General features: G+C 68.4%; 11 protein-coding genes. 4 read left to right on the top strand and 7 right to left on the bottom strand.

Translation table 11 applies throughout. From position 1 onward, the window contains the following. Positions 1 to 15 precede the first annotated feature (15 nt). Entirely contained in the window at positions 16 to 897 is an 882-nt protein-coding gene (locus ACIA12_RS19860) for a hypothetical protein (protein WP_396368485.1), read from the top strand. Here ACIA12_RS19860 and ACIA12_RS19865 read toward each other — a convergent pair. From ACIA12_RS19865 to ACIA12_RS19875, 3 genes are read right to left on the bottom strand one after another with little or no spacing between them, the layout of a single operon-like run. After that, a complete protein-coding gene (locus tag ACIA12_RS19865; RefSeq protein ID WP_396368486.1) occupies positions 884 to 1,279 on the bottom strand; it encodes a GNAT family N-acetyltransferase in 396 nt (131 codons plus the stop codon). The two genes, ACIA12_RS19860 and ACIA12_RS19865, sit on opposite strands and share 14 nt — an antisense overlap. Next, entirely contained in the window at positions 1,276 to 2,259 is a 984-nt protein-coding gene (locus ACIA12_RS19870; RefSeq protein WP_396368487.1) for a pyridoxal-phosphate dependent enzyme, read from the bottom strand. Before ACIA12_RS19870 ends, ACIA12_RS19865 begins: the two co-directional genes overlap by 4 nt. A 3-nt stretch (positions 2,260 to 2,262) precedes the next feature. Beyond that, entirely contained in the window at positions 2,263 to 2,619 is a 357-nt protein-coding gene (locus ACIA12_RS19875; protein WP_343982119.1) for a helix-turn-helix transcriptional regulator, read from the bottom strand. Positions 2,620 to 2,746: 127 nt separating this feature from the next. Here ACIA12_RS19875 and ACIA12_RS19880 point away from each other — a divergent pair, with 127 nt between their 5' ends. Next, positions 2,747 to 3,325 (top strand): ClpP family protease, encoded by a 579-nt coding sequence (locus ACIA12_RS19880; protein ID WP_396368488.1) that lies wholly within the window; start codon positions 2,747 to 2,749, stop codon positions 3,323 to 3,325. A 74-nt stretch (positions 3,326 to 3,399) separates the two neighbouring features. Here ACIA12_RS19880 and ACIA12_RS19885 read toward each other — a convergent pair whose 3' ends face one another. Further along, positions 3,400 to 4,554 carry a trans-sulfuration enzyme family protein gene (locus ACIA12_RS19885; protein ID WP_396368489.1) on the bottom strand — a complete coding sequence of 385 codons (1,155 nt, stop codon included), beginning with the start codon at positions 4,552 to 4,554 and terminating at the stop codon, positions 3,400 to 3,402. A 131-nt stretch (positions 4,555 to 4,685) separates the two neighbouring features. Here ACIA12_RS19885 and ACIA12_RS19890 point away from each other — a divergent pair, with 131 nt between their 5' ends. Next, positions 4,686 to 5,183 carry an Lrp/AsnC family transcriptional regulator gene (locus ACIA12_RS19890; protein ID WP_396368490.1) on the top strand — a complete coding sequence of 166 codons (498 nt, stop codon included), beginning with the start codon at positions 4,686 to 4,688 and terminating at the stop codon, positions 5,181 to 5,183. A gap of 89 nt (positions 5,184 to 5,272) precedes the next feature. Here the strand turns inward: ACIA12_RS19890 and ACIA12_RS19895 are convergent, their stop codons facing one another. From ACIA12_RS19895 to ACIA12_RS19905, 3 genes are all read right to left on the bottom strand, one after another. Then, positions 5,273 to 6,292 (bottom strand): LLM class flavin-dependent oxidoreductase, encoded by a 1,020-nt coding sequence (locus ACIA12_RS19895; RefSeq protein WP_396368491.1) that lies wholly within the window; start codon positions 6,290 to 6,292, stop codon positions 5,273 to 5,275. Between the two features lie 196 nt (positions 6,293 to 6,488). Continuing rightward, entirely contained in the window at positions 6,489 to 6,992 is a 504-nt protein-coding gene (locus ACIA12_RS19900) for an NAD(P)H-dependent oxidoreductase (RefSeq protein ID WP_396368492.1), read from the bottom strand. A 129-nt stretch (positions 6,993 to 7,121) separates the two neighbouring features. Further along, positions 7,122 to 8,537: a M4 family metallopeptidase gene (locus ACIA12_RS19905; RefSeq protein ID WP_396368493.1), complete on the bottom strand. Its 1,416-nt coding sequence runs from the start codon at positions 8,535 to 8,537 to the stop codon at positions 7,122 to 7,124. Between the two features lie 132 nt (positions 8,538 to 8,669). On the opposite strand from ACIA12_RS19905, the gene ACIA12_RS19910 reads away from it, so the two are divergent. Beyond that, positions 8,670 to 10,922 (top strand): HelD family protein, encoded by a 2,253-nt coding sequence (locus ACIA12_RS19910; protein WP_396368494.1) that lies wholly within the window; start codon positions 8,670 to 8,672, stop codon positions 10,920 to 10,922. Positions 10,923 to 10,942 lie beyond the last annotated feature (20 nt).

Here is a 10,942-nt window from a genome sequence, read left to right on the forward strand (position 1 = left end):
CGGCAGGCTTTGGGGATGGCTGACGTAGGCGAGCGGGTCTGGCGGAAGGTCCCCGACGGAGCGCGGGAGGCGCTGACGCGCGGGCTCAGTCCGTCCGAGCTGCAGACCGCGTTGCTCGAGGTCAGTCGCGAACGGGCGGCCGCGGTGACGCCGGCGAGGTTGGTGCAGCGGTGGCGCGAGGACCGGTTCGTACGGCCGTCGGTCGTTGATCCCCGCGCACTCGTGAGGACGCAGGCGATGCTGTGGGAGCGGCTGCCGGAGCGGTTCACGGGTGTGGAGTTGTCGCCTCTGACGCCGCTCGGGACGTGCTCGGCGGTGGCGACCATTCACCAGAACATGGTCGTCAGCACGATGCGCAGCACCGAGGTCGCGAGCGATCCGACCAACCAGCTCGCGATCGAGGCTGCGGTACGCCGACGCGCCGGGCAGGACCGCGTCGACCTTGCCACTTGTCAGCGGGTGGTTCGCGCACAGCTGGTCGACGGGCCGGGGCTGTTCGCGCACTTCCAGTTGTTCGCGCTGGTGTCGAGCGCACGGGACACCGGGTCGGGGCGGATCGAGGCGGAGATGCTGGTCGACCACCTGCGCTTCTGGCACGACGTACTGGGTGATCAGGCGCAGTTGACGTTCACGACGTTCGAGCGGACCGCAGTACGGGAGCGGATCGATGACACCGTGCGGCCTGCGCTGAAGGTGGAGTTCGCCGAGGATCCTCAACGGGACAAGGGATCCGGCTACTACTCCGGTACTGCGCTCGGCATCGCCCTCCCTGGTGCCGACCTGGGCGACGGCGGCTTCACCCCATGGACCGCGCGACTGCTCGGAGACGCCAAGGAACGCTGCCTCATCTCCTGCGTGTCGACGGAGCGGCTGACGGCAGTACTCAACGAAGCCTGAGCAGAGCCGCCTCGGTGGGCGAGAACCCGCACGCCTTGACGTAGAAGTCCACGAGATGTGGCTCGTAGTCGACGTGCAGCCACTCGCAACCAGCTGCCTTCGACTCCTCCGCGGCCAGGCGAACCAGCTCCTTGCCGATGCCTTGCCGCCCGTATGACGGGTGGACGGCGGTGTCGAGTACGAAGGCATGCGCGCCGCCGTCCCAGCAGACCTGCACGAACCCGACGAGCTGATCATTGCTGAAGGCACCGACCCAGGTGAGCGCGTGCCGGTCCAGTCGCGCGGCCCATGGCTGTACCTCGACCGGGGACTCGAAGGCGAGCGCATGCAGGGTGGACAGCGCAGTGTCGTCGACTGCGAAGCGGACCTGGTAGTCGATCACAGTGCAGCCTCCGTACTGATCAACACGACCGTGCTGGACGCGGTCAACGGCAGCAGGTCGCGCGCAGCTCGCAGGCCGGCCAGGGTGGCGGCTCCGCTGGCACCCGACGAGATCCCCGCTCTGCCGAGGTCCTGGACGGCACGGGTCGCCTCGTGCTCCTCCACTGTGACCGCTGCGTCCAGCCCGGCCTGCAGTACCGGCCAGGCGAGGCTTGACGGCGTACCGCAGTTCAGGCCTGCCATCACCGTCTTGCCCGTGGGCACAGTGAGCAGCTCTCCGGCTCGCAAGCTTGTGGTGACACAGGCGGCGCTCGCCGGCTCGACACCGAGCAGTGCCGGAGTCACCGACCCACTGCGGTAGTGAGTGACGGCAGCCTGAGCAATAGAGCCCACACCCATCGGTACTACGACCAGGTCGGGCTCGATGTCGATCTCACGGAACAGCGTCGAGTACCCGTCGACGATGTGCTGCGGGATGACCTCGTACCCGGGCCAGGCCGAGTCCTGGATCAGCAGCCTCTCCCCTGTCGCGTCATTGGCTGCAGCGGCCAGGGCGGCGTCGTACGAGTCGTCAATGATGGTCACGATGCCGCCCTCGGAGCGGATGGCGTCGATGGCGCGCTCGCTGACCACGGCTGGGATGAACACGTGAGCCTTGAGGCCGAGTGTGCTGGCCATCCGGGCTACCGCTCGACCGTGGTTGCCGTCGGTCGCAGTGACGAGCTCTGTCGTCGACGGGTGGTCCTGCAGGGCACGGTGGATGGCCCACCAGGCTCCGAGCGCCTTGAACGCGGGCAGGCCGAGTCGCTGCGACTCGTCCTTGACCAGGACTTCAGCGAGACCCAGCTCAGCGGCCAGGGCTGGTACTGCGGTCAGCGGGGTCGGGCGGTAGCCGGCGAGGCTCCGGTGGAAAGTGAGTACGTCTGCGGGCGCAGCCGTAGTACGCCAGGTCCTTGCTGACGGGTTGCTGTGCCAGAGCACTGACTAGGCAACCAGGGCGAAGGCTTGGGCTGAGGTCGAGTAGGCGTTCGGGGAGGAGACCACGCGTTGGGGAGCCGACTCGGTCACGCGGATCGAGCTGGTCTGGAGGCGTACGGGCAAGGTGGCGCGGACGGCGGTGGCTAGGTCGAACTGCACCTCGGCCAGCAGGTCTGCGAGCTCCAGGTCCAAGGCCCGGCAGATCGCGGCGAGGATCTCCGAGGAGGGCTCCTTGCGGCCGCGCTCGATCTCGGACAGGTACGGCACCGAGACCTGGGCCTGCTCGGCGAGCTCGCGCAGGGTGATCCCCCGCTCGCGCCGCAGCCGGCGGAAGACGTTTCCGATCACCTGGCGTAGCAACACGTCTGGGTCCTCCCCTGCTCCGGTGTCCTTAGGTCGAGTGTGCCACCCCGGACAGGTCTGCGGTGGGCAGATCTGCCATGGGCAGATTCCTGGGACTCCGGCGCGCGGGGCGGCGACGCTGGATCACATGAGCGAGACCACTGCACCGAATGCCCTCGACAACCACATCTACCAGCGCCTGCTCTGGCAGCGCATCGTCGTACTCGGCGACGAGATCAAGGACGAGAACGCGAACGCGCTGTGCGCCCAGCTGATCCTGCTGAACGCCGAGGATCCGAAGGCGGACATCTCGCTCTACATCAACTCGCCCGGCGGATCCGTGTCGGCCGGGCTGGCGATCTACGACACGATGAACTTCATCAGCAACGACGTGGCGACGTACGCGATGGGGCTGGTCGCGTCGATGGGTCAGGTGTTGCTGGCTTGTGGGGCGGAAGGTAAGCGGTACTCACTGCCGCACGCCCGGATCATGATGCACCAGCCGACCGGCGGGATGGGCGGGACGGCGACGGACATCAAGATCCAGGCGGAGCAGTCGGTACTGGCGAAGAAGGACCTGGCCAGGTTGCTGAGTGTGCGGACCGGGCAGCCGGTGGAACGGATCGAGGAGGACTCCGACCGCGACCGCTGGTTCACGCCTGAGCAGGCCCTCGCCTACGGAATCATCGACAAGGTCCTCGAGCGCCCCGTCGCCGTACCGGCCTGATTCGTCCACTTTGAGCACCCGCCAGTCGCCGGATCGGCAAGACGGCGACTGCCCGGTGCTCAAGGTCGTGGGGTTCAGCTCAGGGCTTGGGTCAGGTCGGCGGTCAGGTCTTCGGGGGATTCGAGGCCGATGCTTAGGCGGAGGAGGTTGTTGTGGGGTTTGGCGGAGTCGTCTACCAGGCGGTGGGTCAGGCCTGCGGGGTGCTGGATGAGGGTGTCGACTCCGCCTAGGGAGACTGCGTGGGTGATGAGGTGGAGTGAGGTTGCTACTCGGGCGGCCGCCTCGTAGCCGCCGGTGGTGGTGAAGGCTAAGACGGCGCCGGGGCCGGATTGCTGACGGCCGATCAGGCCTAGAGGGTCGCACTCGGGCAGGCCGGGGTAGTAGACGTTATCCACAGCCGGGTGGGTGCTCAGCCAGTCAGCGACCTTCTCCGCCGAGGACTGCTGCGCCCGGACTCGTACCGGCAGGGTCTGCAGTCCCCTGTGCAGTTCGTACGCCGCAAGCGGGTGCAACAGGCCACCGGTCAGCGCCCGGACCTGGCGGAGCTTGGCGGTCCACTCGGTGTTGGCTGCGACTACTCCACCCATGACGTCACCGTGGCCGCCCAGGTACTTCGTTGCCGAGTGCAGCACCAGAGTCGCGCCGTGCTGGGCGGGTTGCTGGAGTACTGGCGTCGCGAAGGTGTTATCCACAAGCACCGGTACGCCGTTGGCCTGGCGGACGGCAGCGGCGATGTCCACCAGCTCCACCGTGGGGTTGGCGGGCGTCTCGACCAGGACGAGTCCGGTGTCGGGGCGGATGGCGTCGGCGATACCAGTGGGAGTCACCCAGCTCACCGTCGTACCGAGTAGGCCTGTGGACAACAGGTGGTCCGAGCCGCCGTAGAGCGGGCGGACGGCGACGACATGCGGGCGGCCCGCGACGACGGTAGCAAGCAGTGCGGCGGACAGGGCCGCCATGCCTGAGCCGAAGGCGACTGCGCCTTCGCAGTACTCGAGCTCTGCGAGGGCCTGCTCGAAGCGGGCGACATTCGGGTTCCACAGTCGCTGGTAGACGAGGCTGCCGCCGTCGGGGCCGTTGCCGAGCGCCAGGGCGTCGTACGAGGCTCCGCCGCTCGCGACGTCGGGCAGCGGGTAGGTGGTGGAGAGGTCGATCGGGGGGACGTGGACGCCGAGCGCGGTGAGGTCGTCGCGGCCGGCGTGTACGGAGCGGGTGTCCAGCTGAGTCATGGGGGCCTCCTCGGGGATGGTGAGGCTGAGGATGGAATCTTCTGCAGATCTGGGCAATAGTTCCGAATAAAATTCGTCCACAGGCTTGTCCACACGCTGTGGATTCTGTGGATGGGTCTTACAGTGGAGGCATGCCGAAGGATCGTCGGACGCCTGGACCGGCCCCCCGGCCGGTGCCCGCTGCGCTCGACGAGGTCGATCGGGAGCTGGTCCGGCTGCTGACGGCCGACGGCCGGATGCCGAACAACGCACTCGCCGAGGCGACCGGCATCGCGCCGTCGACCTGTCTGACCCGCGTGCGCTCCCTGCGCGAACGCGGCGTGATCCGCGGTTTCCACGCGGATGTCGACCTGGCGGCGCTCGGGCGACCGCTTCAGGCGCTGGTGGCGATCCGGATCGGCGCCCACTCCCGCGACGACATCGACCGCTTCCGCGCGGCGGCCCCGCGCCTCCCCGGCGTACTGGCGCTCTTCCACGTCAGCGGCGCCAACGACTACCTACTGCACGTGTCGGCCGAGAACCCCGACGCCCTCCGCGATTTCGTCCTCGACCACCTCACCGCAGATCCTGCGGTGATCCACGCCGAAACCAGCCTCATCTTCGAACACGTCCGCGGCACCCCAACCTGACCTGTGGATAACTCCGGCCGAGTCGGTGGTTCGGCGGATACGCTCAAGTTGGAAAGACACTGCGCGGCCACGGCGATGCGGCGCAGCAGTCAGCGCGGCTTCAGGCCCCAGGCTGTGGCTAGTAGGTCGTAGGAGTGGCGGCGTTCGGCGGGGCTGTGGATGTTTGTGGTGATGATGAGTTCGTCGGCGCCGGCTGAGGTGGCTCGGCTGGTGAGGTCTGCGGCTACCTGGTCGGGGGTGCCTACGGAGACCAGGCCGGCCCACTCCTCGACGGCTGCGCGTTCGCCGTCGGACCAGGGGTAGGCGGCGGCTTCTTCGGGTGACGGGAGCGGGCTGGGGCGGCCTGAGCGGAGACGGAGCATGGAGAGTTGGTTTGCCAGGCTCAGTTGCTGGGCGCGCTCTTCGGTTTCGGCGACGATCGCGGCTAGGGCCAGGATCGCGTGCGGCTTCGGCTGCTCGGGGCTGGGCTGGAAGAGCTCGCGGTACGAGCCGATGACGCCGGCTGGGTCGAGGGTGCCGAAGTGGCCGGCGTAGGCGAAGCCGGTGCCGAGGGCGGCGGCCGCCTGACCGCCGTACGCGCTGGAGCCGAGCACCCAGACAGGCGGCAGCGGGATGTCGTCCGGCTGCGCTGAGATGGGGGCGAAGGGGTGGCCGGCGGGGAAGCCTTCGGCGTACGCGCGCAGCTCGGTGTACTGGTCGAGGAAGTCGTCGGCGGCCAGGGCCTCGCGGCTGCGGCGGAGGGCCAGTGCGGTGCGCTGGTCGGTACCGGGGGCGCGGCCGATGCCGAGGTCGATGCGGCCGGGGTAGAGCCCGCCGAGTACGCGGAAGCTCTCGGCGACCTTCAGGGGTGAGTGGTTCGGCAGCATGATGCCGCCGGAGCCGACCCGGATCGAGGAGGTCGCGGCGGCGACGGCCGCGATCATCACCTCAGGGCTGGTGCTCACGACGCTGGGGATGTTGTGGTGCTCGGCCAGCCAGTACCGGTGGTAGCCGGCCGCCTCCGCACTTCTCGCGAGCTCGAGGGTCTCGTGCAGCGCCTCGGACGGGCGGGTGCCCGACGGTACCGGCGAGAGGTCGAGCACGGACAGGGGCATCGGCTCAGCAGTCACGTTCAACGGTAACCGCCACTCGCGGCGAGCTATTCCGCTGAGCAGCCAACTTGGTGCTCCGCCTCAGCGTTTCGGTGCGGGTGGATTCGCTCAGGTGGAGCACAAAGATGCCGGTACGACGGGTTGGGGCCGGTTCGGCGTACCGGGCGGGGCAGTTGGTACTGCGAGTTGGTGGCTCGCCGTCGTGCGGGATGGGTCAGGCGGGGTAGGGGGTGGTGGTGCGGGCTTCGCGGAGGGGGCGGGACCACCAGGCGAGTTGGGTGAGGAGGGTGGCGGCTGCTGCGGGGGTGAAGGGGTCGGTGGGCTGGTGGAAGCTGAGGGTTTCGCGGATGGTGACGGCGTGGAGTTCGCCGAAGACCTGGCGGAGTTGCTCGGCCGCGCGGAGTCCGCCGGAGCGGCCGCCGTACACGAGGAAGGCGACTGGTTTCGCGTACCAGGGGCGGCGTACGGCGTCGATCGCCGTCTTGAGGTCACCTGGGTAGCCGTGGTTGTACTCCGGGGAGACGATCACGATCGCGTCGGCGTCGTCGATCCGGGCGGGTAGGTCGGCTGTTGGTGTGCGACTGAGGTCGATCAGGTCGAGCTTGAAGTCGTCTCTGCTCTCTACCTCCCGCGCGAACCAGTCGGCCAGCACGGTGCCGAACTTGCCCGGCTCGGAATTCCGCACGAGCAGGGCGAGGCGGAGCGGATGCACAGTCACCCCGCCGACGGTAGAACTTCAAGTCAGCTTGAGGTCAAACAACGTCCGATGCGGAGGTCCGCTTCCGCGGCCGACCAGTCCGCGGAGGTCAAGTCGCCACCGGCCGAAATGCTGTTTCTTTGAGCGCGCTCAGGCGGGGTCCGGTGCGGGCGTGGGACCGGCGGGCGGGGGTGGTGCGGCGTCGGTCGGTGCGGCGTTGGTGGGTGCGGCGTTGGTGGGTGCGGCGTCGGTCGGTGCGGCGTCGGTCGGTGCGGCGTCGGTCGGTGCGGCGTCAGTCGGTGCGGCGTCAGTCGGTGCGGCGTCGGAGGGTGGGGGGTTGGTGGGTGGGGGTGGGGCGGCGGGTGGGGGGTTTAGGGGTAGGGAGGTGTTGGCGGCTCGGATTAGGTCGGTGGGTTCGGGTGGTGCGGGGTCTGGTTCTGATTCTGGTGGTGTGGGGGCTGCTTCGGGTTGAGGGGTGGTGGGGAGGACGCCTACGTTTTGCCAGGCGGTTTGTACGGCGGTGGCTTCTGGGGAGGTGGGGCCGTAGAGGGTGATGGCTGTGGTGTGGGTGGCGGTGGCGAAGGAAGCGAAGGTGGTGGTGGGGGTCAGGTTGCCGGAGGTGAGGGTGGTGTACCAGATCTGGCCGGCGTGGTCGTAGGCGTTGCCGGGCAGGGCAGTGGCTACCAGGTAGAAGGCGTGGTTGGGGATGCCGGAGTTCAGGTGGACGCCGCCGTTGTCTTCGGTGGTTTCGACATAACCCGACATGTGGGCGGGTTGGGGGTCGCGGCCCAGGCGGGGGTCGTCGTAGGCGGTGCCGGGGGCCTTCATCGAGCGGAGGGCGGTCGCGGAGACGCCGGGGCGGAAGAGGTCGGCACCGATCAGCCAGTCGGCTTCCGCGGCGGTTTGGCCGAGGTGGTGTTGTTTGGCGAGGGAGCCGAAGACGTCGGAGAGGCTCTCGTTGAGGGCGCCTGACTGGCCTTCGTAGACCAGGCCGGCCGTGTACTGCGTAACGCCATGCGTCAACTCATGTCCGACAACGTCGATCGAGCCGGTGAAGTCGCCGAAGATCTCCCCATCGCCATCACCGAACACCAGCTGCGCGCCGTCCCAGAACGCGTTCGCGTACCCGTGGTCGTAGTACACCGTCGAACTCAGCGGCAGCCCCGCCCCGTCGACCGAGTCCCGCCCGAAGCATTCCTTGAACATCGTCCAGGTCGCCCCGGTGCCGTCGTACGCCTGGTTGACCGTCGCATCGGCCACCGCAGGCTCGCCCTCGCGCCGGACCACCGGGCCGGGCAGCGTGGTGCCGTTCTCCGCATCGTGGACGACCCGTCGCGCGCCGGCGCCGTCACCCTCAAGCTGGGCAGTGCCTTCGGACTGAACAGTGCCTTCAGAGGGAACGATGCCGTCGAGCTGGACGGAGCCCTGCCCGAGTGCGGCCGGGCGACTCCGGAGTACGGCGTCGTGCTGCAGCGTCAGGCGGTAGCGGGCGCGCAGGTTCGGGTCGTCCGCGGTGCGCTCGAGGTGTTCGAGCAGGTACGGCGGGACGATGTGGTGGACCGTCATGCTGCTGATCGTGCCCGCTGGATCGGGTAGCGCAAAGGGTGAAATGCGATAAACTCAAGGATTTGTGGCTGCCACCAGAGAATTGCCGAAATCGGCACTGGGAACCAACGAGCTGCATTTTATCACGAGGGGTTGGAATTGCTGAATCCGGTCGAGGCTGAACAGGTTCACCTGACGGCTTTCTACGCGACGCTGGATCGTGAGCGCGAACGTACGGAGGGTCGCCGGCAGGACGAGCAGATCGCCGGTACCAGGAACGCGCAGGCCCTGCACCAGCGCGACGGCCGGGTCCGCGACCTGAACGCCAGGCTGTCCCGGCTGAACGCGGCCGAGGAGGGTCTCGCGTTCGGCCGGCTCGACGACGAGGACGGCGGGGTCCTGCACATCGGCCGGATCGGGTTGCACGACGACGACTACGAACCGCTGCTCGTCGACTGGCGCGCACCGGCGGCACGCCCGTTCTACATCGCCACAGCGGTGGTCAATGAGGGCATCGTCCGGCGCCGGCACATCCAGACCCGGCTGCGCCAGGTGGTCGACGTCCAGGACGAGCAGCTCGACCTCGACCGTACGGCGGACGGTGCGTCCCAGCCCGGTACCGGAGTGGTCGGCGAGGCGGTGCTGCTGAGCGCGCTGGAGGCGCGGCGTACCGGCACGATGGAGTCGATCGTGCGGACCATCCAGGCCGACCAGGACCGGATCATCCGTTCCGAGCTGGCCGGCGTGCTTGTCGTGCAGGGCGGTCCGGGCACCGGAAAGACCGCAATCGCGCTGCACCGGGCGGCTTTCCTTTTGTATACACACCGCAACCAACTGGAAAAGCGCGGAATTCTGGTGGTCGGCCCCAATTCCACCTTCCTGAAGTTCATCGGCCAGGTACTGCCGTCGCTCGGCGAGGACGGCGTCCGGCTCGTCACCGTCGCCGAGCTGTACCCCGGCGTGACCGCGACCCGTCCCGAACCCGCCGAGGTGGCCGAGGTCAAGGGCCGCGCGGTGATGGCCGAGGTGATCGAGACTGCCGTCGCCGACCGCCAGTGGGTGCCCGCCGAGCCGATCGAGCTGACCGTCGACCGGACGGTACTGCGGGTGGAGCCGGCCATCGTCGAGGAACTCCGCGCAGCCGCCCGCGCCCGGCAGCTGACCCACAACCAGGCGCAACCGTTCTTCAAGACGTCCGTCATCGAGCACCTGGTAAGCCAGTACGCCGGCATCATCGGCGAGGACCCGCTCGGCGGCGAGAACCTGCTCGACGACTACGACCTGGAGGAGTTGCGCAACGAGGTCGTCGCGGACCCCGGCGTACAGGCGTTGCTCCAACAGCTCTGGCCGGTGCTCAGCCCGCAACAACTCCTGATCGACCTGTACGCCGATGAGCGCCGGCTCGCATCAGCGGCGCCGCAGCTCAGCGCACTCGACCGCGAGCACCTGCTCAGGTACGGCGATGACTGGAGCCCGGCCGACGTCCCGCTGCTCGACGAAGCTGCCGAACTGCTCGGGGACGACGGCCGCGACCTGGCGCGCGAGCGGGCCGAGCGGGCTCGCGCGATCGCTTACGCACAAGGCTCTCTGGATGTGCTGTCGGGCTCGGGCTCGACCGACTTCGACGAGGACGACGAGGCGGAAGTCCTGTCGGCCAAGGACATCCTCGATGCCGAGATGCTCGCGGCCAGGTACGAGGCCGATGACGATCGCACGCTGGCCGAGCGGGCCTCGGTCGATCGGCGGTGGACCTACGGACACGTGATCGTGGATGAGGCACAGGAGTTGTCGCCGATGGCGTGGCGGGCGATCGCGCGGCGCTGTCCGTTGCGTTCGATGACGCTGGTCGGCGATGTCGCACAGACGGGTGCTGCCGGTGGCGGGACGAGTTGGCGGCAAGCGCTGGCGCCGTCGTTCGGGGATCGCTGGCGGCTGGCGGAGCTGACGATGAACTACCGGACGCCGGCTGAGGTGATGGAGTTGGCTGCTGACGTACTGCATGAGGTCGACCCGACTGCGATCGCCCCGCAGTCGGTGCGGGCGACTGGGGTCAGGCCTTGGCATGTCGGCGTACCGGCGGCTGAGCAGGCGGCGTACGTGAGCAAGGTGGCGCATGAGGAGACGCAGTACGGGCAGGTTGGCGTGATCACCTCGCGGCACCGGCTCGAGCTGGTGCAGGAGGCAGTGGGCGACATAGCCGGCATCACCGTGCTCACTGTGGCCGGCGCGAAGGGCCTCGAGTTCGACTCGGTCCTGGTCGTCGACCCCGACGGCATCATGATCGAGTCCCCCCGAGGCCTCCGCGACCTGTACGTGGCCCTCACCCGCTGCACCCAACGGCTGGGCGTCATCGGCCCACTACCCGAAGTACTGCAGAACTCACCCGCTTGGGGCGAGCGAAGCTGAGCTACCGTGAGCAGATGAAG

It is taken from the genome of Kribbella sp. NPDC051620 (genome assembly GCF_044453825.1).
Lineage (GTDB): Bacteria > Actinomycetota > Actinomycetes > Propionibacteriales > Kribbellaceae > Kribbella.